This window comes from Novipirellula artificiosorum, from assembly GCF_007860135.1.
Taxonomy (GTDB): Bacteria; Planctomycetota; Planctomycetia; order Pirellulales; family Pirellulaceae; genus Novipirellula_A; species Novipirellula_A artificiosorum.
On sequence record NZ_SJPV01000007.1, the window covers coordinates 235,152 to 260,976 of the forward strand.

Below are 25,825 nucleotides of genomic sequence, written 5' to 3' on the forward strand. Positions count from 1 at the left end.
AGGCATTTCAGCCATTAGCCCTGGATCGCGGATAGCGCATCCAGGGTTGGGCTTGCCAAGGGTTGCAGTCGGATGGGACCGAGCAAGCCAGAGGGACGAATCGGCCAATCGGATGCATCAAACGGTCTGTAGTGGATGTCGACGAAATTGATGTCGTAAAAGATCTTCCACGGCACACCACGTCGATCCAAATCTCGGATGCGATTGGCAGACAAATTGGTGACTTCGATTTCTAGGACATTCGAGTGCTCGCGGAGCAAATCAAGATGACAACGAAACGGATGGGCTACCAACGACGCAATGGGGCTTCCGTTGAGTCGTACGTTGGCACTTTCGCGAACATCACCAAGATCCAATCGCCAACCGTCGGCGGACACGCTCGGTGCATCGAACTCGATCCGGTAACGGGCTGTTCCTGCAAAGCGAACCGCTTCGGTGTCACCCAATTCGGTCCAGCAAGCGAGGTGTGTTGTTTCGATCGGGTTGGGCAATTCAGGTCCGCCGTCTAGGAAAGTGATTTCCCAATCACCTCGGATAGGGATTGGATCGCCGGCCGGTTGCCAGATCGGCAGCGGCGGGAGTCCAGCATCTTTTGCCTGAAGCCGGATGAAAACTGATTGGCCCGCTGCGAGTTGGAGATACAAACGAGTCCCCTTCTCATCGACTCGATTCCGAATCGTCGCCTGTCCCAACTTTCCGGTCATGGGGTCCATCACCACGGCCGCCGCAGCTGTTCGGCTGAGTGTGAACCCGTCATCGAAATCCTTTGCCGATTGGTTGACGATGAAGTAGAAGGTGTCATCACCAACCTTGCGACGAATCGACGCCAACTCACTCTGGGCCATCGGCTCTGGTCGAACACCGGCGGAAACCAGCCGTTGCAAAACAGAAGTGGATTCGTTGCTTAAGTTCTGGTCGCCAATCGTCTCTCGAACCTGCTCGGCCAATTGCTGGAACGTGTCGCGGCGCTGATCGAGATTGCCAAGTCCGGGAACATCGGTCGGTAAGCCATCGGCAAAGACGACCTGTCCGCCGGCTTGTAAGAGGGATTGGATCTGACGTAGCGTCGCCATCGGCATGAACTGGGTTTTGGGAATTGCAATGCAGTCGTAGCTCGAATTGCCGCAGACGACCTTTCCCTTGACGACCCTCGCGCGCCCAAGCAGCCTGTCCGAGACGAAGTCGTAAGCGATTCCACGGTCGGACAGTTCTGCTGCGAGCTCTCCGCATGAGGTGTTGGTAAGCCAAGTTTCGTGATTGTGAACACGAAAGAAGAACAACGGATCTTTCTGGACGCTGCTATAGACATCCTCGATGGGCCAGTACAGCAGAACGTCGTTGTCCGGAGATCCCGATTGAAGAATCGATTGACAGCGAGCGATATAGGAATTGAGCGTGGGAAGGTCGTGCCAGAACGCATTCCGCGAATTCACTTCGGTCGATGCATAGAACAGCCATCCAGGCCATGTCGCATCTTTGGGGGAATAGCAATTGCCATGATAAAGCAGATGATTGACCCCTGAGAGGAAGAGTAGGTCCACTTCCGCTTTGATCTGCGACAGTGCGGTGTTGAAGTGCTCGCGTAGCCAAGTGAATGACTCGGACGAAACCAGGGGGTGCCCCGAAAGATGTGCCGCCGATGAGGCGAAGCGATTGACCAACGGGCTGCTGTCCTTGGTCGGTGCAACGAACCGTTCCTCTCGTCGGAAACCAGGGATTGAAAAGGAATTGGCACCAAAGACCTCCGTTTCCGGAATGTCGGCGAGCGCGTACAGGTCAAGCAGGTTTCCGGGGGCACCGTGAGCCTGTTCTCGCAGGCTGCTGCCACGCTCGCCTGCCCACTGGTGCAGCAGGGTGACGAAATCGTAGTGCAAGTCGGATATCGTATCGCGGTAATCACGCTGAACACGTGCCGCCGTTTCCTGATCTCCTTCGCCGAACAACTCTGCGGCGTAGTCCGCGAGGTCGTAAGGGTGTTTTTGGCGGAAGGTGTCAAGGAATCCGTCCGTCCAACTGCCGTTGTACTCGAACGAATCATGATAGAACGCACGCGGGCGCTCCGCCGTCAACTCCGAGAAGTTCTGGTCGAAGAACCGTAAATGCTGTTGTAGTGCCGCAACGGAGTACGGATCAATCGACAAGCCGGCTCCGCCCGGTGCAGCACGCTTGACCTTGGCGTTCGAGCGACTGGGGGCAAGCTTTCCCTCGGAGAGCTTAATTCGAAGTTCTCCCATCTCCGGTGTGACATTGGGTCCACCAATTCTCCATCCGGTTCCGGGTGTGAGGTCGAGCCACAACCCGAGTCGTCTGGTTTCGCGTGACGCGAACTCGAACATCTCGATCCACTGCGGTGAAAGGTATGGCAGAAAATGGTCTTCCGCGCCTTTGACGCCATAGATCGGTACCATGCTGACGCCACCGAATCCCGCAGAACGGAGCTGACGGAGGTTCTCGGTCAAGTTGTCGCGGTCCATGGCACTGCCGGGGACCCACCAAATCACTCCCGGTTGATGCGTCGATGTGATCGGTGGCCAAGGCTCGGTCGGGTCCGCCGCGCCCGATTCCTCGGCAGGTGCCAAGTTGAGTGTAGAGAAGATGCCCATTCCCATCAGGGCAATCGCGACGATTCGAAAGGGTTGTGTCATGCTCTGCTCTTACTGATGATGTTTGAATTCGATGCTTCGGGGGGAGGGGGTTCGCAGGGGCGTCCGTCGCGCAACAACCGGATGGTTTGTCTCGGCATCCGCAATCGCACGGGCAAGGATATCTGGATCACGGTTCCTCACGTCGCGGATGATGACTATGTCAAAAACCTGGCCGTACTGATTCGCGACACGCTTGATCCAAGTTTGAAGTGTTACGTCGAGTGGTCCAACGAGACTTGGAATGGCATCATGCCTGACGCCTATGCGTTGGCGCCCGATATCGGTCATCACCTGCAGCCTGGGGCCGAAAATGTCTTTGATCGATTGGTCCATGAAGCGATTCCCGAACGAGTCGAGATGATCAAACGAATTGCAGAGACGGTTACGAGTAGCACGCCAATGAAAATGGTTACTTATGAGGGCGGTCAGCACCTCAAGCATACCGACCCGAAAGCCCTGTTGGACCAACACGACCCTCGTATGGGGGAGGTGTACCGTGCGATGCTGAAGGCATACGCACCTTACTTCACTCACTTCAACCACTATGTCCATATGGGCGGCAGTTGGGGAGCCAAGCAATCGCTTGGTGATCTTGAGAATCGTGCGCCAAAATACGCCGTGCTTCGCGAGTGGGCCGAGAGCAACCACTCGGTCACGAACCCTTAGGTGACAGTAGGCTGGGCACCTGCTACGGACGAATTGTCGCAATGCTTGACATTCGCCGACGGTTGAGAGACGATCAAGATTCCGTCGTGTTGCATGGCCGCGTTTCGCTTTGGCTGTTGCGACTCGACGCTCGCCCCAGGTCCCCGCCATCCTACCCTCCCCCTTGTGGAACCGCCATGTTCGACCCAGCGCCTTTGTCACGCCGCCGATTTGTCAAAAAGGCGGCGGGTGCCGCAGCTTTGGCAACCGTCCCTTATTTCGTTCCTGCCTCTGCGCTTGGCATGGGCGGTGCCGTACCGCCCAGTGACCGGATTGTCGTTGGCGGGATTGGGATCCAGAATCGCGGCAAGCACGACCTGAAATGGATCATGCGCAGCCCCGAAGTGCAATTCGTTGCCATCTGTGATCTGCAACAAAAGCAGCGGGTTGCGGTCAAGCAGATTGTTGATGATCACTATGGCACGAGCGACTGCGCCATGTATCCAGAGATCAACGGCTTCCTCGACGCGAGACCGGATATCGATGCCGTGTTGATTGCGACAGGTGATCGTTGGCACGCGCTCGCTTCCATCTTGGCGATGCGATCCGGGAAAGACGTTTATACAGAGAAGCCATCGTGCATGACGATTGCCGAAGGGCGAGCGGTGGTCGAGACGGCTCGCCGGTACGCGCGCGTGTATCAAACGGGCACACAGCGTTTGAGTGAACCGAACCATGTGTTCTGTATCGAGATGGCTCGCAGTGGCCGTCTTGGTGAAATCCACACGGCTTATGCCCATATCGCTCCTTGGGATGCTGCCGAGATGCGTCACGATTGGCTACCCGCCGTCGCTCAGCCGCCCAAACAAGAAGTGGATTGGGATGCATGGCTAGGCTCCTGTCCTTGGCGACCTTATAACCCGGCCTACGTTTCCGGCGGCTGGCGAGGCCATTACGATTTTCACACCAGTTGCATCGGAGAATGGGGGGCACATACCTTCGCGCAGGCACAGGCTGGACTGGGTTGCAGCGAATCGTCACCGATCGAGTACGAGTATGTGGCCAACGACAGCGGTGACGGGATGGTCACGCACTTTGCCAACGGTACGAGGTTGGTCCTTTCGCGAGGCAATAAGTATTGGCACGGTTCCTGTGGGGAACGGTTCGACGGAAGTGAGGGCTGGGCCGCGGCTGCGGACGGCTATTCGCAACCCGATGTCTCGTCGGCCGCGTTGCTTGGCGAGTACAACCGCGTGATCGGTCAGTATGTTGCTCGCACCGGTCGATCGCTCGACCACATGCAGAATTTTCTCGACTGTGTCAGGAGCCGTGAACGAACAGTTGCCAACCCCGACGTGATGCACCACAGCATGACGACCGTCCACGCCGCCAATATTTGCATGTGGCTCAAGCGAAGTCTGAAGTTTGATCCCAGCACCGATGAATTTGTGGGCGACGACGAGGCCAACAGCCTTCGTTCGCGCGCCATGCGAGAGCCCTACGTTTACTAGTTCGGCAATGGCTTGGCCGCCGTTTCGGATTGAGCGGTTCGCGCCGCTGTTCATCACCCTGCCTTGTTCCCAGGTTCTTCCCTGGAAACCTAAACACCTACCGTCCTTTCCCTACCGTCATCGAGAAATCGCCACCATGTGGAAATGCAGCCTTCAAAGATACTTGGTACTGATTGTCGTCCTGGTCGTTACCGCCGCGATGCAATCTGCTACGGAATCCGTTGCTCAAGAAGCTGAGCTGATCGCGGTGCTTCGCTCGGACGCGGGCCTGCAAGAGAAATCGGCCGCCTGTCGACAATTGGCGAGAATTGGCACGAAGGAGGCTGTTCCCGCGTTGGCCGAATTGCTAGCCGACGAAGAGCTTTCGCACATGGCACGCTATGCGTTGGAGCCCATCACCGACCCCTCCGTTAACGAAGCTTTGCGGGATGCACTGGGCAACACTCAGGGCAGGCCGCAGTTAGGTGTGATCGGCAGCCTTGGCGTCCGACGCGACACGAAAGCCGTGGAGCCTCTATCCGAATGGCTTGAAACGGCCGAAACGGCACAAGCCGCCGCACGAGCCATCGGTAACATCGGTACCCCTACTGCTGCGGAAGCCTTGCAGAAAGCGTTGCCGAATACCACCGAAGACAATCAAATGGCCATCTGCGAAGGCTTACTCCGCTGTGCCGAAGCCTTGGCGGCGGAGGGCGAACCGGAGTCGTCGCAAGCCATTTATGATGAGTTGCGAGGTCGGTCGGATGTGCCGCCTGCGGTCCGTGCCGCAGCGCTGCGTGGAGCGATTCTTGCTCGCGGCAGCGAGGGGATCCCGCTGCTGGTGGAGGCCCTTCATGGTGACGACTATGGGTTGGCCGCCGCCGCAGTGCGAGCCGCCATGGAGTCCCCTGGAAGGGAGGTCACCGATGCGTTGGTGACAGAGTTACCTAAGACTTCGTCAGAGCGAAAGGGCTTGTTGATTCTTGCTCTGGCCGACCGTGGCGAATCCCGAGTTTTGCCGGCAGTGCTCGACGTCGCAACGAGCGACGAGGGTCCGCTTCGCCTACTCGCCTTTCGTGCCCTGAAGCGAATCGGCGACGCTTCGTGCGTGCCACCACTTCTCGATGCAGCAGCCGGCGATAGCGATGAGGTGTCACAGGCTGCGATCGAATCGCTCGAAAGTCTACAAGGAAAAACAGTGGATGGACAGATTGTAGGCAGAATCTCCGATGCTCAGGGAAAAATGCGACAAGTGCTCATCGGCTTAGCCGGCCAGCGGCGGATCGCCGCAGCGGCACCCGCGCTCTGGCAAGCAGTCGAGGATCCTGATGCCAACGTGCGAGTTGCTGCCTTGGTCAGCCTGGGCAACGTGATGGAGCCGGCCGATCTGCCGAAACTGATTTCGCGATTGGCGACGACCCGAGACACAGCGGAGGCCGCTGCCTTAGACCAGGCGATCCGTGATGTCTGCTTGCGAGCGGAGGATCAGGAAGCCGTTGCAGCAAAACTTGCCGAGACACTGGCGACCGCAGACCCCGCGGTCAAAGGGCGAATTCTCGACACGTTGAACATCGTGGGGGGAACGAACTCGCTTGCAGCGGTCGCATCGGCCGCCCGAGATGGTGATGAACTGCTTCGCGACGAAGCGTTTCGTGTGTTGGGTTCGTGGAAGTCGGCCGATGCCGCGCCCTTGCTGCTCGAGCTGTTCCACGCAGAGAGCAACCCGAAATTCAAGATTCGTGCTGTCCGTGCCTACATCCGCATTGCTCGACAATTCGATATGCCCGCCGAAACTCGCGCCGCGATGTGTCGCACGGCACTCGCCACCGCCACTCGTGACGCCGACAAGCAATTGGTATTGGAAGTCTTGCTGCGTTATCCCAGTCAAGAGATGCAGGCAATTGCACTCGAAGCCGCTCATGATCCGGCGTTGAAAGACCAAGCCATGCTGGTGGTGATGGGGATGGCCAGCAAAGGGATCAATCGTGCCGAACTTGGTAAAGCGTTGGCACAGGCCGGTCAGACACCGGTGGAGCTTGAAATCATCAAGGCCGAGTATGGTGCGGATAAGAAGATCAAGGATGTTACAGCAACGCTTCGCAAGTACGCGAAAAGCTATCGCATCATCTTTTTGCCGAGTGAAAGCTACAACACCACTTTCGGTGGCGACCCCGCCCAAGGGGTCGTGAAGCAGCTAAAGATCAAGTACCGAATCGACGGCAAGGAAGCAGAGGTCACGTTAAATGAGAACGCGACGATCATCTTGCCGCTGCCGAAATAGGGACCGTCGAGACGCTGCTATTCAACCGATGAATTGGGGCCAATCGGCTTAGGTATCCGAGCGTACTTGTCGTGCCACTTCACGAAGGTTGTCTACGCGACACGAACCGAATTGGCCGCGGCAGAGCGATCGCGCACCTACGGTCATTTAGCAGCAAGAGAGCTTTATGCCCCGCTTCGGAGACTGCTGAAGTATTAGCAATGGAGAAGACTTTACCTTGTCTTTTACCCCTTTTTATGATGCCGTAGGCATCGCAGAGGGTAGCCGGTGGTCGCGTCAGCGCACCACCGGAAAGTAGGTGTTTTTCTTCCACCAGCGACCCCGCAGGTGGTCGCAGATACCACCGGGGTTCTGCGACCGCCTTTGGGGTCGGTTGTCCGCATTTTCGCATGCCGGCGGTGCGCTGACGCGACCGCCGGCTACCATCTTTGACCGCCTCGCGGTCATTCCGTGGCACAATGCCGTGCCAGCTCGCGAAGATGCGGGTAAAGACAAGGACTTTCGTCCGCAGTTCCATGCTTCCGCAGCTATCGCCGCGAAAGTTAACAACCGCGAAATCGCTTTATCAACAAGCTGTCAATGAGCCTATCGCCAAGGATCTTTTACAAGATCCACTAAACTCTTTCAGGAATGGGCTTTGGAATCCAACGCCAGCGGGCGTAAGGGACTTCTTAGCGCTCCGTTACCATTCGCACGGATTAAGGCATGGGGTCGACCCGCTCGAGTGCGCCTGCGTCGCGACGGCCAATGGGACGGTGGCCGACAAAATCTTTCAGGAACGGGCCATCGAATTGCCATGCGTAGAGTTCTTCGATCGCCGTCTTGGCGTCCGCCAACGTTCCCAATGCGATGCGTACGAAATCGATGGTGCCGCTCAAATAGTGCCCTTCTTTCCGACCCGCAACGTAAAAGTCGGACTGGTTTTCCAATGAGACCGCTCCGATTCCCGGACCCTGAGCGTCGAGACGCCCATCGATGTAGATACGAAGCTGCTTTGATTTGCGGTCCGCTTCGACGATCACGTGATGCCATCGGCCATCGTTGATGAGGGAGCGGCTGTCGATCGATGCTGCTTCGTCTTGACCCGCCACCTGGAACGTCACGCCACCCTCGTTAGCAACGAAAAGGCGATATCCGGATTGGCTCATCTTTTCGCAGAGAATCCCACCCGCGTGTTGTGGCTGCGTTTTGAAGTAGCACTCGATCAAGAAATTGGAATCCCGAATCGATGCGTTCGGGTATCCCTCGGTCGGTTGCACGCTCGCTGCGGGGACCTTCCACTGAGCCAAATCAACCCGGTCCTGCCACTCGCCCGAAGGGGTCAGGTAAGCCGTCACAATGTAGTGACCGAGTCCCAGTTTGTCTTTGGCATCAAACGTGAACACGTAGGGTCCTTCACCCTCGACGACATACCCTGTACCGCCGTTCGCGTTCACACCACCGAAACCGCCTCCAGATTTCTGCCAATGCAAATCCGCCTTGATCCTGATTCCTGGAGGGACGTCGGAAAGACGCAGACGGACTTCGCATGCGTTGCCGGGATGGATGCGATCGGGCACCTCAAATGTGATTTTTGCGTGTTGAGTGTTGGAGAGCTTTGGTTCCTCCGAGGGTAAGGACTTTACCTCGAAAGCCTCATGCGCAACCGTTGCGTATTGGTCGATACCATTGAACCGAACAGCGCCCGGAATCCAATCCTCTAACGGTCCCCTTTCGTAAGCATCGTCGTCCAGATTGATCGCATGCAGTGGATAAGTCGGATTGTCGTGATACTTCGTTCGGTCAACATAGCTGGCGGCGAGGTAGAAATGATCGTCGGGGATCTGCGTCGGGTCATCGCCGGAGTGATAAAAGTTCCACTCGGCGACGGGGGCGTACAGTGCCCAGGGGACGAAAACTTTGACACCTTTATCGGTCGCCATGCCGGTTGGCCGAAAGTCGTGCGCTGCGGCATCAACAAGTGGTGATTGATTCAGCTGCTCACCAACATCTCCCAGCGAACCTCGCAGTCGCAGAGCTCTACGAAATCCATCAACGCTTGCGTGCCAACGGCCTGAGGGCTCGAACACCGCCAGCATCTCAGGCGTCTCAAAAAAGAGATTGTTGGCGTAGGCGTTTGTAGCATGTTGGTAGGAAGAGGGTTGAGCCCCCGCGTCTGCTGCGTTTGGGTCTGCTGCCAGATTTTTTGGATCGGCATGCCGAAAAACCATGTGGCCAATCGATTGCCATAGATTTCCCAAGTACTTGTTGCGACCAGCGACGGGTGATTGGCGGCGTGACCCGATGACAAAGTTGTAGATCGTGTTGTTGAAGATCGAGCAGGCGTAACCGTGGATCTCTTGGAACGCCGATGTGTTTCCCAATGCATCAAATGGGTCGCTCGATTTTCCCCAAGCGATGTTGTTGAAGTAGTACTGCTTAAAGGCTCCGTCCATGTAGTACGCGTGACCAAACCGTGAATTGGCAGCCTGCTTGGCGTGGTTCAGGTTCCCCCACGCTTTGAAACCACCTGGGTTTCCGGAGATGTTGTTGAAGACGTAAGCCGGTCCACCCTGCCAGGTCTCGATGCCTCCCCAATCGTTGCTGTTGAGCAAAGGGTCGATGACCTTGTTGTGATGGATGAGAATCCGCGTCAAAGGGCGATCGACTTTGGCTTCTTGCCGTTTTCCGCCGAAAACAAAAATGCCGGATCCGTAAATGCGGCTCAGTTGATTTCCCGCCACTTCCAGCGTCTCGGCACATTCGATATCGATGGCGTGCCCCTGGCCGTAGCGTGTCGGCCGTTGACCAATGTGGTGCAAGCGATTGCGTAGAACCTTAACGTCCAGCAATCGGCCAAGTGGATACTCGCTGCCATAGCCACCACCATCGTGTAGCACCAATCCTGCGTGGTCGGTGGGGCCGATCACATTGTCGGTAATCCGAACCTGATCAATGGTCGTGTCTTCGCCTATGGATTGGACGCGGACAGCTGTGTGGACATCGGAAAAACGGCAATGCGAAACGGTGATGTCTTGGCCATTACCCCTCAAACGAATGCAGCCCGGGTCAGCGTCGGGACCACCTGGTAGCTTGGTCAGATCAAACGGAACGTTAGTGAACCGAAAATCGAGTCCACTGAATTCAACATGATTCATCGATTGGCTGTCGATCAGATGGATTCGTTTAGCGGCTTCGATATGGGATTCATTGGGATCGGCGTCGCCGGGCAATCGCAAGTACAACCTGCCGCCAGCTCCGCGACGCTCGAACCAGAATTCACCCTGCTTCGCATCGTCTAAGTAGTGCGGTTTGTCTTCCAAGTAGTAGCGAGTGTGGCGAGGGTAGTGGTAGCTGCCGATGGAATTTCCCCATTGTCCACCGAAGACGATCCCGCGTTTTTCTGCGTCAAAGTGGACCACCTTTGAAGGGTAGGGTGTTCCCATCACCCATCCGTATTCGGACCAGATCAACGCGTCGTTGTAGGTGTCCGCTTCTTGCGTGAGATGGACGGTGTCGTATCCGATCGGTCGTTCGATGCCGCCAAACTCAACCTTGGCCCCCCATACGTCCTTGCGATCAGGATTGTTGAACGAATACCACTGGCTCTTGATGTCATCGGGGTCGGAAACCTGCCAATTGGGAGTTCTCGCCAATGGAATCCGCACGGCATCGCCGTCTTGGCCGTAGCACCACAGGTTGCGCGGTTGGAAATCAAGGTCGGCGTACCAGACACAATCGGGCTCCGGTATATCGGGATGGTCGACACCCTGGACCCAATTCGTGACACGTTCCGATCCAACAAGTGCAGCGGGGCCGCTTCCCCATTCGGGGTCGCTGGTCAAGCGAATCGGATTGCCAGGCTGGCCGGACTCCGTCGCGATCAAGGTGCCGCGGTATTGGACTCCTCGTCGAAACACGTAGGTGCAGATTCCGCCGTGCTTGGCCGCATGATCGGTTGCGTTGGCGTCCCAGGGGTGATGTTTCCAGGGCTCGTCTCGAGTTCCGGGATTTGTGTCCGTGCCGTTGTCAAAATCAACATAGCGAACTTGACCCACGGCGCGAAATGCAAACGGACTCGGTTTCCATTGCAGGTCACCCGTTGGCAAAATTTCGGATTGCGAGTCCGACCAAAACATCGCAGCGTCATCGGCATGACTCGATTGACCAAGCTTTGGATGAACGGCCGCCATACCGAAGCCGACAAACAATGCCACGAGAACGGATGGAGAAATGCTGAGACCGGTTTTCACCACGAAGGTCCTTTTGAAGAAAGATGTGACTACTGCGAGGAAGCATCCGCATCGGGTCCAGCGCCGCGCAGCCGTTTGCCGACTTCTCTTAGCGTGGCTTGATCCTCGGGATGGATCGATCCGTCGGGGAGCGGTCCGGTGTTCAAAAGCAGGTTCGCTTGGATGGCCTTGGCCTTTTGAAGCATTTGCATGACTTGGTCAGGCGTCTTGTGTTTGCCGTCGTCGCTTTTCATGTAGCCCCATCCGTGCGGTTGAAGCGTATCGCAAATCTCAAGCGGTACGTCCGACTCGCCCTTCCAATTGCGTTCGGGTGCCTTGAAGTCTTCGGTCCCTAACAAGCCCTGTTTGTACGAGACCAACACTTGAGGCTGTAGCGAATGGATGTGGTCATAGAGCTCTTGCAGCCTAAATTCGTGCATCTTTTCCTTGCGGGATGCAGGCGTCGAAAAACCGTCCAACCAGATGCCGCCGACCGGACCATATTGGGTCAGCAGCTCGGTGATCTGGTTCTTCATGAATTCGACATAAATCTGCAAGTCGTGTGTTTCTCCTTGTGCATAGAATGATTCGGGCGGATCGTACTTGGGTCGCGCGGAGCCACCCCACCCCCAATTGTTTGGCGCGTGAGGATGCCGCCAATCTCGTCCGTGGGAGTAGTACAGAAAGTACCCGAGTCCTTTTTCGCGACACGCATCGGCAAGCTCACCCACCAAGTCGCGTTTGGCAGGGGTGTTCGTGCTCTTGAACTCCGTATACTTGGAATCGAACAGGCAAAAGCTATCGTGATGCCGCGTCGTGATGTTGATGTACTTCATGCCCGCATCGAGTGCCATGTCGGTGATGAAGTCAGCGTCGAACTTTTCTGCGGTGAATCGCTCAGCGAGTTTTTCATACTCCTTGACCCGAATGGTTTCTTTCATCATCACCCACTCGTGGCGACCGAGAAGTGAATAGAGCCCATAATGAATGAACAAACCGAATTCGGCTTTGCGAAACCAATCGATCGCCGCTTTTCGAGGATCGGCGGCGTAGGACTTGGCAACCGGGTTCAAGTAGGATGGAACCTTGGCGTTGGTTTCGGCAGCGAGAAGCGGATGGATCGCCATCAGAGCGGTCCCGCTGGAAGTGGCTTGAATGAATTGACGACGGTTAGGCATAGGGTTCAGTTCCATTGTTTAAGGAGGGGGTCTTTCGACTTGAGAAACCCAAGTTGCTGTCTCGAACACGCAGGTGCAGCTAAGCAACGAACGGACAATTGATGTTGTTTTGCAGGCTGCTGGCCTTCAACACAGGCTAGCAGCCTGTGCTACAAATCGGACAATTTTTTTTCGCTCGTTCCTAACGCAAACGTAATTCAAGTTGCCTCAGGTTCATCGGTTGCCACCCGTCGGGATCCGGTTTGACTCGGAACGTGTACTCACCCGATCGATCGATCCGAATCTTGCCAAGTGTTTTCTTCACATAATTGCCGTAGCCGCCCGTGGACTCGATTTCAACGGACATCGGCTGCCCCGGTAAGCCGAATGCAAAACGAGTCCTGGGGCTTTCGACCGACAGGATGGCTTGGACCTCGTACTCGCCGGGTTGGGTGGTTTGGAACGTCCATTCGACAAAGGCCTCGGGGTCGGTCCAGTATCCGATGTGTGGGGTATCGTCATGGACTTGAATTCTGGCTTGACGGCTACCTTCGTTGTTGTGGATGTAGGCCTTGTTGGCCGACAAGACGACGCTGCCGTCGCGGTTCACCGTAGGAAGGTTTGCCTCAATTTCCAATTTTCCGGCTACCTCGACGACCACCACGCTCGCGACTTCGTCGGGTGCCACCGAGGGAACCGAAATGATCACTCCCTCCGCCGTTGATTCTGCCTGCAACGATTGGCCTCCCGCCAGCAGTGAGGCCTGTTGCACCTCGTTCTTCAGGCCCGGAACGACGAGCTTGCCGTCGGTGGGCCAATCGAACACATGCAAGTACAAAACGGTGCCGTTGTCGGTACGTTTACTGGTGCAGCGTCCCCATTCCAAGTCGATGAACGGACTGGCCTGGGTCCCGTAGATCGATTCGCTATTGACGCTCATCCAAGCCCCAATGGCCTTGAGTCGTTCGACCGCAGGGGGAAGCAACGTTCCGTCCCCGGTCGGGCTGACGTTGAGGAGATAGTTCCCGCCCTTGCTGGCGATATCAATCAGATTGCGAATCAAGGTTGTCGATGATTTGAAATCATCATCACCGATCTTGTATCCCCAGCTTCCGCTAATGGGCATGCAGACTTCCCAGTCCTTGCCAACGGGCGCTTGTGCCGGAATCTGTCGCTCATACGTCTTGTAATCGCCTGGATAATCTTCTCCGAGCCGATCGTTGGTAATCACATTGGTTTGCAGCTTGGTCAGCGAATGCAGCGAGTCGAACGATTCCTGGCTCATCGCTCGAGGGGTGTCCCACCAAAAAATTCCGATCGGCCCGTAATCGGTCAGCAATTGCCTGACCTCGGGAACGGCCTTTTGCATCACATACTCATCCGTGCTGACGCGTTGAATGGTTTTATCCCAACTGTTCCCCATGCCGCCGGGGTGATGCCAATCTTGAGCCTGGGAATAGTAGAAACCAAAGCGAATGCCTTGTTTCTGGCAGGCATCCGCAAGTTCCTTCATGATGTCGCGGCCAAACGGAGTGGCATCGACGACGTTGTAGGGGCTGCACTGCGAACCGAACATCGAAAACCCGTCATGATGCTTGGCGGTGATGACGAGATATTTCATGCCGGCTTGCTTGGCAAGACCGACAAATTCGTCGGCATGAAAGGCGGCCGGATTGAACTGGGCTGCGTATTGTTCGTATTCCGCGATCGGAATGCGACCTTTGTTCATCATCCATTCGGCACTATTGGGCAGCTTGTTTCCTTTATAAAGTCCGCCGGTCGTTGAGTAGATGCCCCAGTGAACGAACATGCCGAACTTGGCCTCACGCCACCACGCCATCCGTGTATCGCGATCTTGTTGGGTTTCGTTCTTGTTTTCCGCGATCACGGGGGTCGTGACCAGCACCAACAAGAAGACAATCAACGATCGATAGTTCGTGGTCATAATGCTCATGAAGTGGTCCTGTCCGGATGTGATGCGGTGATTGAGTGATGCGAGTTGGCGACGGATCATGGATTCGATGCGATCCGCAATCGCTGCAGGGCGGGGCTCCCTAACTCGCTGGGCTCCGTAACTTGCGGGGCGAGGGACGTAACGCTACTCAACGTGTAGTTCTTGGAATGCAGTGTTTTCCCCGATGCGGGTCACCGGGCTGACTTGCCAAACAATCCAGCGGAAGGTTCCCAGCGATTGCCCCGGCCTGGCCCGCAGGGATGTTGCATTGTAGCTGTTTGTTTTCCTCGATGACGTGTCGATGGAAGCCAAGGGAACAAATTGGGATCGATCCTGGAGATCCCAACCGGGATCCTTGGTGGCGTGGCTGCCGTAGAGCGTCATTTTTTGTGGCCCCCGATTGAGGTTCTTGTTCGTGCTCCAAGTGCTGATCATGGAAACGGCTTTGGGTTGGCCTAGATCGAGCCGATAGATGCCCGTGTCGACCTGGTTGGCGAACACAGGACCGTAACCCTCATCCAAATGGCCATCGACCAACGTTTCCAACGGTTCGTCCTTGGGTAGCTGATTTGCGTTGATCGTTCCCGCCGGTTGCTTTGGCAACGGAATCTTGGAAAACGCGTCACCTTGTTCAGCCGTTTCAACGACCCAGTAAGCTCCCACGGTCAGCTTGACCTCAATCGGCTGTTGATTGCGGATGACGCGAACGGTCAGTGGTTCGTCGGCAACGCCGCAAACGGTTTTGAGCAAATCTTCAACTGTTTTCACCGTCGCCGCGTTGATGGCTTGGACCAAGTCCCCCTCCATCAGACCCGCTTTCGCCGCGTCACAGTTATCGCTGATTTGGCTCATCACGACTCCGCCATCTTCTTGACTGACTCCGAACGCGCTGAACGCCTCGCCCTCGAGCGATTGAACTTTTGCGCCCAACCAAAAAACAGGCATCACACGGCTGGGTTGGCTGCGATCGGCTCGCGACGGGGGCGACGCTGCGTTGACTTCAAGGCTCGGAATGACCGGGGCCGCGGCGATCGCTTTGAGTGAGGGTTTCTTGACACCAAACTGGTCCATTGGGAAGTTCTTAAATCCGATCGCCAAAGCGGGTGAACCCTCCTGCACACGAAAGTCGCCTCGGAGGGGATCGACAAACACCGGGTCCGCGGCAATGGAGTTCACGTCCCAACCGAATTCTGCGTAGCGATCCTTTGCTTCGGCGTCGGTGGAATAGAAAAGGTTGCCATCAATGCGTTTTCCCTTGGCATTATCATTCGGCATCCGAGCGCCACGGGCGGCGGCCATGAACAAGTTGCCATACACTTCATCGCCGCTGTGGTTGTACCACACGTGCGGGTGAAAGCCGTTGTTGACGGTGATGTTGTTCCAAGCCCGGCGCCGGAACCCTTCACGCAGTTTTAGCCCGCCGGAGAGTAGCAAATTATTGTAGATGTCGTAGTTGGACGAACCATCGTCGAGGTCGATGTCCCAGCCATGATCGCATCGCCAGCGACTGTTGCGAATCACGGTTGTTTCAACCGCGTCGAGAAATGGCAGCGTCGGATCCTCGTCAATTGCCGTTTGGCTTGCGGATCGATCGCTGCGCCAATAGCGATCTCGCCCCCATGAATTGAACGAACCATGATCATGAGTTTCTTGCACGGTGTCGAACACATCACATCGTTCGATTAGGTGTCCGCCCCAAGCTCCATCACCGATGTTGATACCGGCACGGGCGCAATCGTAGATGGAACAATCGCGAACCGTGATCCGACGGGCCATCTCGATTTGGACGCCGGCAGGCTGCCGTTCCACGCGACCGATGCCGTGAATCAGACAGTCGGCGACCATCGAATCGGCGGGATAATTGTTGGTCTTGGGGCCCGGTGTGCGGTCAATCTTGGACAGATCGTTCTTTTCACCATATTGGAACAGGGGATCGCGCACGGCGTTGGGATCTCCGACAAAGCAGATGCCGCTGGCACCGGTATCGTGAATATGGCACCCCTTCACCAGCAGTCGCCGGTTGTAATTGCTGGCGAATATCGCGTTTCCCCCAACTTGATCAAACTCACAATCGAGCAGTTGAACGTTTTCCGTTCCTGTTAACAAAAACGCCCCGCCACGATAGATCGTCCAGTCGCTACGGAGCATGGGCTCCATCGTCAGCATGAACGTCCGTGCGGCATGGCGAATCACGAACCCGCTTAGCGTGATGAACTTGGCGGGATGCGGTTCGTCGCCGCGAAACTCGATCAAATGTCGCAGTCGCACGACCTCGACGGTTGCATTGGCCAAATCCGTGCCCGGCTCAGGCTGATAGTACAGCGTGTTGGCCTCGGCATGGTGATACCATTCGTTGGGCCCGTCGAGTTCTTCGAAAATGTTCTCGACCATACGGAACTCTTTGTGCATGCCCATTTGACGGTTGTTCTGCCAGCCGCCTTCATAGATCACTTCACCCTCATCGTTCTTGCCGGTGATGCGGTAGTGATATCCGCCCCATCGAGCGCGGTGCATGGCGTGGATGTATCCGCCTTGGGGATTCGCCCAATTGGCAGCCCGCTGTTGGGAAAACGCGTCGGCCGCAAAGCCCTGGTAGGCTTCCGTCTTCTTGGTTGCGTCGAAGTTTGGATAGCGAGCCATACGCTGGTTCTTGCCGTCCACGAACAGTTGGTCAATGACCAATCCCGGTTGGGTCTGGGCCATGAAGATGCCATCACGATACGGTTTCCAAGTCAATTCGAGTCTTGACCCACCGCTGAGGACCGCGCCGCCCTCGTTGTCCGCTTGGTAACGAACGGGAGCATCCGAGGAACCGGAATCGGCTTCTGTGAAGACGAGTGTCTCCGGCAAATAATAGACCCCATCGGCAACATGAACCGTCACGGGTTCGGTGCCAGCGTAGGATCGAGCCAGGGTTTGTACTCTTTTCAGCGAGGCAACCGGTGCCCTTTTCGTACCTCGATTCGAATCGTTTCCGGTCGGGCTGACGTAGAGGTCCATCGCGGCCGTCGCCCTCATGCCAAACGCGATCAGCAACAGCAAGGCGACAAGTGTTTTGCTTGAATTCATGGGTGGGGCTCTTAAGGTGTTGTCGCTTCTCGGCAAAGGACCGAAACGGCCTTTGCAATGTGCGCTGCGATGATCGCGTTTCCGGCGTTGCTAGGATGCACGCCATCGTTGCTAAGCCATTCCGGGTCATTCGTCAGCAGCGACTGTAGATCGACGAGAGGCACATCGCATTTTTTGGCGACGTCGGCTGCGGCGGCTTGATAGCGGGCGACTAACGCGGGCAAACCGCCGGACTGTTCGAAAGCGTTGCGATCGTGCCGGGTGAAATAGGGACCGGGATCAATTGGCGGCAGCGTGCACAGCACCACTTTGGATCCGGCACCACGGCAATCGTTGATGATCGCCGTCAAGTTATCCTTGTACTTGTCCACGGGGACGAATGCTCTTTCGCTGTCGATCCTCATATCATTCGTTCCAAACAAGATGACGACGACCTCGGGTGAGTGATCCAAGACGTCGCTTTGGACGCGCCGCAGCGCCTGCGAAGTCGTATTGCCTGCGACTCCCGCATTGATGCTGTCAACGTCCACCAGACCACTCAAAATCTTGGGATAGCCCCGCTTGGTAATGCTGTCTCCGAAACAAACGACCTTGGGTCGTGATCGTGCATCCCTCGTTTGCACGTTGCAAATCGCCTCGGCGTAGCGTTGGCCGAGCAGCAGTTGGCTCGGCGCGTCAAAATGGGTGCCTTCATCCCAAGTGGTTGTGTCGTCGGACGAAACGAATCCGACTCTGGGACCGCTGGTACCCACCGCCCGAATCGCGGCACGAACATTGTCGCGTTTACGGTTGTCGAAAACTTCGCCAACGATGACGGGCAAGTCGGCAACACCGAGGTCTTCACGAATACGGATGATCAATTGATCCAGTCGCTGCTGATAGTCTTTGACGCTGGATTTTGAATCGGATTCACCTTGATGCCACAACAAACCGCGCAGCGTGTAGGTTTCACCTCGCTGTGTGAGTTGATTGGTGGCCAACCGAATGGTCTCGATAAAATCCCGATAGCGAGGTCCCTGAGAGTCAGGATCCCCTTGGCTGCCTGGGTTCCAATCGGTTCGCAAGCTGGTGCCACCCTTGGAACCCTTGATCAACGCCAGTTTTTTTAGCGGCTGACCGTCCAACATGGCTCGGGCAAATCCAAGTTCCGGGCCGAAGGTTTGCGACGGCAAGGTCCCTTCGTATTTTGGCGGAATGCTGTATCCCGGGCCGAGCGGTTTCCAGCCCTCGCTCGTGTGCGGCAAGTTGCGATAGAAAATGATGGCGTGCTCAAACGGCTGACGCTGTTCCGCCGGCAAGTCGGATGCTTGTCCACGCCCGTCCATGTTCGACTGGCCCGCCAGCAAGTAGACATCGTAAGAGGCCGCCGCTGCGATGTTGCAGCCGAGCAGCAGCCCAGCCAGAGATACGTAGACCAACCATCGATTGCAAATCGAGCGTTGCCTTGTCAAGGTTCTAAGGCTGCTCGGAAAACAGAGGGCATCGCGACCTTTGAGGTACTCGGCTTTCGTTTTGATGAAGTCGCTCCTGGTCAATGTTTGCCCTTTTCTATCACAATATCCTCGACGTCATTCCTGGCGGCTGGACCGTCCGTGCTACGTCCACGATTCACATCCGATTCAAGCTGAGCCAGTAATCGCTTCGCCACCGCTGGCTCGGATGTGTACAAGTTGTTGGTTTCATGCGGGTCGATTTCCATATCATAAAGCTGAGCGATTGGGGCATCGTCAGCGACTTCGTTTTCTCTCGGTGAAGTCCAACCTCCTGACCCTTTTGCGAGTAACAATTTCCATTTGCCCTGCCGATAGGCAAAATAACCACCGATTGAATGGTGGATGACGCCTGCTCGTGTCGAGTCAATTTTCTTTCCTGACAACGCGGATAGAAAACTGACGCTATCTTCGCCAGCACCATTCGGTAACTCACTGCCCATCAGCTGAGCACACGTGGCCATCAAGTCAATTTGGCAGATCAATTGGTCAGACGATGTGCCCGGTTTCACCTTGGATGGCCATCGAACGATGAACGGAACGCGATGCCCGCCATCCCAAAGGTCTGCCTTCGAACCCCGAAAATGTGCACTCGGGAAGTGTCCTTTGGATTGCAGATCTTTGATACCCGCCGCTTTGGAACAGCCGTTGTCACTCGTCATGATCACGATGGTATTTTCGCTTAGGCCTGCTTGATCAATGGCGTTGACGATCTCGCCGACAACGGCATCGGTTTGCATCACGAAATCGCCGTACTTGCCCAACACGCTCTTTCCCTGCCAATCCTTCGACGGCAGAATCGGTGTGTGGGGTGACGTGAAGGGTACGTAAGCGAAGAACGGCGTTGAGTCCTTTTGTCGCTTGATGAACTCGACCGCTTTACGGCCGATCATGGGCAACACGTCGATCGCCTCGAAGTCCGGTTCGGCCGGGCCTTTGCGATTGAATGCCTTTGTTGCCGTGCCGCGTCCAACGAAACGGTCGTTTTCGATATAGATATACGGCGGCATATCCAACGAGGCGGAAATGCCAAAGAAGTAGTCGAATCCTCGCGTGACGGGGCCGTTGTGGATTTGCGAATCCCAATCAATGTTCTGGGGATTGTTGCCCTTCACGGGCGTGTCGTCGATCCGTGGCAAGTCCATCCCCAAGTGCCATTTGCCAATCCCTGCGGTTGTGTACCCGTGCTGTTTCAAATATCCAGCAACGGTCAATCGGTCCTCCGCAATCAAGGGAGCGTCAAAACCGTGCAACACCCCTTTTTGGAGCTGAGTTCGCCAGTTGTAGCGTCCGGTCAAAATGCCATAGCGTGTTGGCGTGCAAACCGACGAGCTTGTGTGAGCATCGGTAAACATCATCCCTTGTTCGGCCAACCGATCGATGTTGGGCGTTGCGATTTTGCATCGCGTTGGATTGAAGCAATGCACATCACCATAGCCAAGGTCGTCCGCAAGGATGAAGACGATGTTTGGCTTTTCCACGCTGGGTGTATCGGCGCCAACGACCGCCTCGCTATGCCACATTAGCGAGGAGGTGCACAACAGCAGCATCAAGAATCGCAGAAGCTGGCCAATACGGTGGTCGAACTTAATCATGGGAGTCTCTGCTTCGGGCGCGGTTTGGAACGTGGATCCGGTGTTGGGAAACCGGAGGGGTCAAAAGACTCGTTTGAAGTCAATCGACTTCAAGCTTGCCGATTCGAGGTCACCTTCGACGCATTTTACGAAAACGTTGTAGCGGCCCGGTTTGGGGAAATGGATCCATCCAATCGGAAACGCTTGATAGTTATGCGATGAATTCTGCTGATTTTGGATGGATTCGCCGCCTTCAATCGACACGCTCCAAACCAATCTTCCTTCGCCAGCGTACGTCAATTCGACATTGTAGTCGCCTGGTTCGAGCACATCGACTTCCCAGGATGCTTTGCCTCCTGCTTCCCATTGATGCACATGGGTGATTCCCTTCCATTCGCCGAACTTCTCCATCCACCGCTTCTCGGATTGTTCGGCGTCTTCGACGGTTGCGAATTCAGCCAAGATCTCGGTTTTGATGTCTGGATCCAACGTCCATGCCGGATCGACAACCGGCTCGGAAGCCAATTGCAATTCAATCACGGAAACCAACTCCTCTGGTGCCTGGGCAGGTACTTCCAGCACGACCCAGTCACCGGACTTGCTCCATGAAATGGGATCGTGTTCGTCGCCACGTAGCATCGTTGCGGATGTGATTTTGGTCTTCAAGTTCGGTAAATACAGTTGGCCGTTTCTTGGCCACTCAAAGACGCACAAAAACAGATTGTTGTCTTTGCGAGTCACGTCGCCCCAAGGTAAGGCGTGTTGCCAGGGTGAAGCCTGCGCTGCGTAGACCACTTGTGGGTATCGCTGAATCCAATGGCCGGAATGACGGAGCGTTTCCTTCGCACGCTCGGGTACCGCGCCGTCGCCACGTGGGCCGATGTTCAACATGTACGTTCCACCTCGGCCAACGCACGCGATCAGTCGCTTGAGGATTTCTTTGGGTGATTTCCAATATTCGTCGTACCAGGCATAGGCCCAGGAATCGTTCGTTGTATCGACGCTTTCCCACAAGCCTTCGATGTTGTGACGCGGGACTTCCATGTCTCCGAGCGTTTGATAATCGCCAAGTCCATGCCCCGCGCGACCGGAAACCATCGCGTGGGGTTGGTTCTTGTGGACGACATCGACCAATTGTTCGACGTAGTGCTTGGGCATCTTTCCAGGCGTGTCAAACCAAACGATTTCGATCGGGCCGTACTCGGTCGTGATCTCTTTGACTTGCGGCAAGCACTTCTTGACAAAGTAGTCGTCGAAGGTGGCTCGTTTGCCTTGTTCGTCAACGCCAGGGCCATTTCCGCCACCGGGGAACGTCCAGTCTTGGTTGTGTGAGTAGTAGAAGCCAAAACCTAAGCCGGCCTCACGACATGCCGTGGCCAGTTCCTTCATCGGATCTTTGTTCCAAGGTGTTGCGTCAACAATGTTGAAGTCGCAGGCTTTCGAGTGATACATCGCGAACCCATCGTGGTGTTTCGCTGTGATCACGATGTATTTCATGCCGGCATCTTTGGCAAGTTGTGCGATCTGCTTGGCGTCAAAATCCACTGGGTGAAAGGTTCCCGCCAGCCGTTTGTATTCGGGGATGGGGATGTCGGCCATGCGTTTGTTCATAATCCACTCGCCAATGCCGTAGTAGGTCTTGCCATCGACCTTGTTCCCCAACTGGGAATACAGTCCCCAGTGAATGAACATGGCATAGTTCCCCTCATCGAACAGCTGGCCACGTTCCGCGTTTTCCGCACGTAGCTTGACGACGTTCTCGCCCCATAGCTTGTCCATCGACTGGGAGCGATCGGTTGCGCTGTCTTGTGAAAAAACGTGCACCGGTTGCACCGTGAGCATGGCTATCAAGCCAAGAAAAGATAAAGTGAGTTTAAACATCGTGAAGCTTCTCGGAGGGGAGTGGATTTGTTTCGCGGAGTGTTAGTTCCGTCCGTAGAGTGGGCCGAAGTTTTCGCAGGCACGAAAGTCCGCCGCTTCCAAGTTGTCGGTTCCAAAGGCGTTCCAAGCACTTGGGCGGAACACGCGATCTTCCGCGACATTGTGCATGTAGACGGGAATCCGAAGCATCGAGGCCAAGGAAATGAATAGGTGGCCGACGTGCCCGGCGGTCATCACACAGTGGTTCGCACCCCAGTGATTCATCACTTCGTACGTCGAGGTGAACGCGCCACGTCCGGTTACCGTTGGAGCAAACCATGTTGTCGGCCAGGTCGGGTTGGTACGCTGGTCCAAAGTATCATGAACCTTTTGCGGCAGCTCAACGGTGTGGCCTTCGGCGATCTGGATTGCGGGGCCCAACCCGGCGACCAGGTTGATCCGCGTCATGGTCGCGGGCATGCCGCCCAACGTGCTGAAGCGAGAGCTTAGGCCGCCGCCTGGGAAATATTCCGTGATCGAGGGATGCCAAGTGGTCGCCTTCAAACATTCGTGGACTTCTTGATCGCTGATTTCCCAGAATGGCTTCATCGTGGGCCGACCGTCGGCGTCGGATTGTCGGCCGGTGCCGTCGAGTGTGGCGGGACCCGAATTGATCAGGTGCAATAACCCGTCGGAGGCAGCACCCTCGAGCTTGTACCCGTCACAAGCCGAGGCCACAGCATCCGGACTCCAGTAGGTCCGGAGATCGGCAAACACTTGCGCCGTGTTCGTCAGCAAATGGCCAAACAACATCGTCGCTGCATTGAGTGCGTCGTTCTCGGTTGCGACAATGTACGGAGCGCGTTTTCCGTTCCAGTCGAACGACGTATTTAAAATCGCTTCGAGGAAATCCCCATTGGGGAAATGATCCGTCCATTGGCGTTGGCCTTGAAATCCCGACGCGATCGCCTGGTGACCATGGGCCTGTTCTTGAAGGCCCATCTCGGCCAGTTTCGGATTGCCGACCATTAAGTCGCGGGCAATTAACGTCATCTTCACACAGTCGGACCATTCCTTGTCGAGTGTTTCGCGAGATCGTTTCTGGTCCTCGCTGTTGTAATCGTCTCCTTCGGGACAGTTTTCGCGGACCCAATCGAGTGCCTTCTCATACTCGGCTTGGTCGAATTGGCCCTTGTTCATTCGGCCAATGAACTCGCTCATGTCGATATCCTCGACACGCATTCCAAGCCACTTTTCCCAGAAGTTGTAATCGACCATCGAACCAGCAATGCCCATCGACGTGCCTCCCATCGACAGGTACGCCTTGCCCTTCATCAGAGCCGCGGCCAAACCGCAGCGGGTGAAGTCCAGGATTTTCGCTTGGACGTCGGCGGGCATGTTGGCGTCACCGGCGTCCTGCACATCGCGTCCGTAGATGCCGAATGCGGGGATGCCTTTTTGAGTATGACCGGCAAGAACGGCGGCCAAGTAAACCGCTCCGGGACGTTCGGTGCCGTTGAAGCCAAAGACGGCTTTGGGACGCAACGGATCCATGTCCATAGTTTCCGATCCATAGCACCAACATGGCGTTACCGTCAAGGAAACCCCAACGTTCTCGCGACGAAATTGGTCGTCACATGCCGCTGCTTCCGCCACACCACCGATACAGGTGTCTGCGATCACGCACTCGGCCGGGGCACCGTTTGGGTAGCGAATGTTGCTCGAGATCAACTCGGCAACACGCTTGGCCAAGTTCATCGTTTGCTCTTCCAACGATTCGCGAACACCACCCAGTCGACCATCGATGGTGGGACGGATGCCGACTCGAGGCAGGTCGCCTTGAAAGACGGTGGGAGAGGATGGGTTGGCGTTCATGAAAGGAGTCCTCGTTGAAGGGGAAGCGGTAAATGGGAAGTTGAGTGTTGTGATCCTTTTGGGGCACAACGACGGTCCAAACCCGGCAGGTCATCCCCGCCGGTGGCCTCGCGCCGTGACGGATCCAAAAAAATGGATTTCCTAAGCTGAAGCACACGAAATAGGGTCTTGGACGCGAATCTGGAATCGTATTATAGAGTTAAGGGAATAATATGCGACACGTCGCAACGCCATGGGTTATGATTTATCCGGAATGACAACGGTAGACGAGAATAATATGCGACATGGAGATGTGGATTTGCGACATGTTGCAGGAGGTCGCGTCGTGCGATGAGACAGAAATCACGTCCTCGAATTGCGTTGCTGGTGGAGGCGTCGCGTGCCTACGGGCGTGAGTTGTTGCGTGGCGTTTCGCTGTACGCACGCACTCAAGCGGATTGGTCCCTCTTGCATCAAGAGATGACGCTCGATTCTGAAATGCCCGAGTGGATGAGTAACACTCGGATCGATGGTGTGATCGCGCGGGTCGACACTCACACGGTGAAACCACTGCGTGCCTTGGGGGTGCCGATTGTCGACGTGCGTTGCAACCGAAAGTTTTCCGGCATTCCTCAAGTCGAGACCGACAATCAGCAAGTGGCCGAGCTCGCGTTTGAACATCTGTGGGAGCGTGGCTTTCGCCGTTTTGCTTTCTGTGGCTTTCGCTTCGCTTCGTACTCCGATGCGCGACTGCACCACTTTCGAAAATGCGTGACCAAAGCAAACGGTGAGCTTTCCGTCTATGAAACCCCGGGTAAACCGAACGACACGTTAACGGCGATCGAAAAGGCGGGAATGGTTGACTTCAAGCCTTTGTCGGAGTGGCTTTTGTCGCTGAAGCGTCCAACAGGCCTCTTTGCGTGCAATGATATTCGCGGACAACAGGTTGTGAATGCGTGTCGTACTTTAGAGATGGCGGTTCCCGACGACATTGGCATCATCGGTGTCGACGATGATGACGCGATCTGTTTGCTATGTGATCCGACACTTTCGAGTGTGCGGCCCAACGCAGAGCGTGTCGGGTTTCGTGCGGCGGAGATTTTGAATCAGATGTTGGTGGGGACACTCCCCACGGAAGAAATCGAATACGTACCTCCCCAATCGGTATGCGAACGACTTTCGACTCAAGTCGTTGCCGTCGAGGATGTCGAACTTGCGAGGGTTTGTCGATTCATTCGCCAACATGCCTGTGATGGGATCAATGTTAATGATGTTTGCGAATTCACTTCGCTATCGCGTCGTCAGCTTGAACGTCGATTTCGAGAGGAGCTTGGTCGTACACCCCACGAGCAGATCACAGCGACGCAAATCGAGCGTGTCAAGCAATTGCTTCGCGAGACCGACATGACCTTAGAGCAAATCACACCCAAGGCGGGCTATAGCCACAAAGAACGACTCAGCGCCGTGTTCAAGCGAGAAACCGGCGAACCCCCCGGCGAATATCGCCGCACCAAGAGAGGCTAGCCCGGGCGATTCGTTGGAGTGGTAGGCTATCGCCGATTGCGTGCTGGATGCTTGCTATTTGCGGCTGGGCT

General features: G+C 55.9%; 13 protein-coding genes. 4 read left to right on the forward strand and 9 right to left on the reverse strand.

Going from position 1 to position 25,825, the window contains the following annotated elements:
- Positions 1-14: 14 nt before the first annotated feature.
- Positions 15-2,645 (reverse strand): glycosyl hydrolase, encoded by a 2,631-nt coding sequence (locus Poly41_RS19680; protein WP_146528440.1) that lies wholly within the window; start codon positions 2,643-2,645, stop codon positions 15-17.
- A 15-nt stretch (positions 2,646-2,660) separates the two neighbouring features.
- On the opposite strand from Poly41_RS19680, the gene Poly41_RS19685 reads away from it, so the two are divergent.
- The 3 genes from Poly41_RS19685 (at position 2,661) to Poly41_RS19695 (ending at position 7,061) form a co-directional block, all read left to right on the forward strand.
- Positions 2,661-3,311, forward strand: a complete 651-nt coding sequence (locus Poly41_RS19685) for a hypothetical protein (protein WP_146528441.1) — start codon at positions 2,661-2,663, stop codon at positions 3,309-3,311.
- Between the two features lie 176 nt (positions 3,312-3,487).
- Positions 3,488-4,801 (forward strand): Gfo/Idh/MocA family protein, encoded by a 1,314-nt coding sequence (locus tag Poly41_RS19690; protein ID WP_197231462.1) that lies wholly within the window; start codon positions 3,488-3,490, stop codon positions 4,799-4,801.
- 136 nt (positions 4,802-4,937) lie between these two features.
- Positions 4,938-7,061 carry a HEAT repeat domain-containing protein gene (locus Poly41_RS19695; protein ID WP_197231463.1) on the forward strand — a complete coding sequence of 708 codons (2,124 nt, stop codon included), beginning with the start codon at positions 4,938-4,940 and terminating at the stop codon, positions 7,059-7,061.
- 698 nt (positions 7,062-7,759) lie between these two features.
- Here Poly41_RS19695 and Poly41_RS19700 read toward each other — a convergent pair.
- From Poly41_RS19700 to Poly41_RS19735, 8 genes are all read right to left on the reverse strand, one after another.
- Positions 7,760-11,293, reverse strand: coding sequence for a LamG-like jellyroll fold domain-containing protein (locus Poly41_RS19700; protein ID WP_146528444.1), 3,534 nt, complete (start codon positions 11,291-11,293; stop codon positions 7,760-7,762).
- A 29-nt stretch (positions 11,294-11,322) separates the two neighbouring features.
- Positions 11,323-12,450: an alpha-L-fucosidase gene (locus Poly41_RS19705; RefSeq protein ID WP_146528445.1), complete on the reverse strand. Its 1,128-nt coding sequence runs from the start codon at positions 12,448-12,450 to the stop codon at positions 11,323-11,325.
- A gap of 181 nt (positions 12,451-12,631) precedes the next feature.
- The gene (locus Poly41_RS19710) at positions 12,632-14,383 is read right to left on the reverse strand and encodes an alpha-L-fucosidase (protein WP_146528446.1); all 1,752 of its coding nucleotides are present in this window, start codon (positions 14,381-14,383) and stop codon (positions 12,632-12,634) included.
- A 144-nt stretch (positions 14,384-14,527) separates the two neighbouring features.
- A complete protein-coding gene (locus tag Poly41_RS19715) occupies positions 14,528-17,452 on the reverse strand; it encodes a right-handed parallel beta-helix repeat-containing protein (protein WP_146528447.1) in 2,925 nt (974 codons plus the stop codon).
- Between the two features lie 11 nt (positions 17,453-17,463).
- Positions 17,464-18,903, reverse strand: coding sequence for a sialate O-acetylesterase (locus Poly41_RS19720; protein WP_146528448.1), 1,440 nt, complete (start codon positions 18,901-18,903; stop codon positions 17,464-17,466).
- 80 nt (positions 18,904-18,983) lie between these two features.
- Complete coding sequence (locus Poly41_RS19725) at positions 18,984-20,537, reverse strand: sulfatase family protein (protein ID WP_315853739.1); 1,554 nt, start codon at positions 20,535-20,537, stop codon at positions 18,984-18,986.
- 60 nt (positions 20,538-20,597) lie between these two features.
- A complete protein-coding gene (locus tag Poly41_RS19730; protein WP_146528449.1) occupies positions 20,598-22,397 on the reverse strand; it encodes an alpha-L-fucosidase in 1,800 nt (599 codons plus the stop codon).
- 42 nt (positions 22,398-22,439) lie between these two features.
- Entirely contained in the window at positions 22,440-24,251 is a 1,812-nt protein-coding gene (locus Poly41_RS19735; protein WP_146528450.1) for an L-fucose isomerase, read from the reverse strand.
- Between the two features lie 330 nt (positions 24,252-24,581).
- On the opposite strand from Poly41_RS19735, the gene Poly41_RS19740 reads away from it, so the two are divergent.
- Positions 24,582-25,754 (forward strand): AraC family transcriptional regulator, encoded by a 1,173-nt coding sequence (locus Poly41_RS19740; RefSeq protein WP_146528451.1) that lies wholly within the window; start codon positions 24,582-24,584, stop codon positions 25,752-25,754.
- Positions 25,755-25,825: the final 71 nt, after the last annotated feature.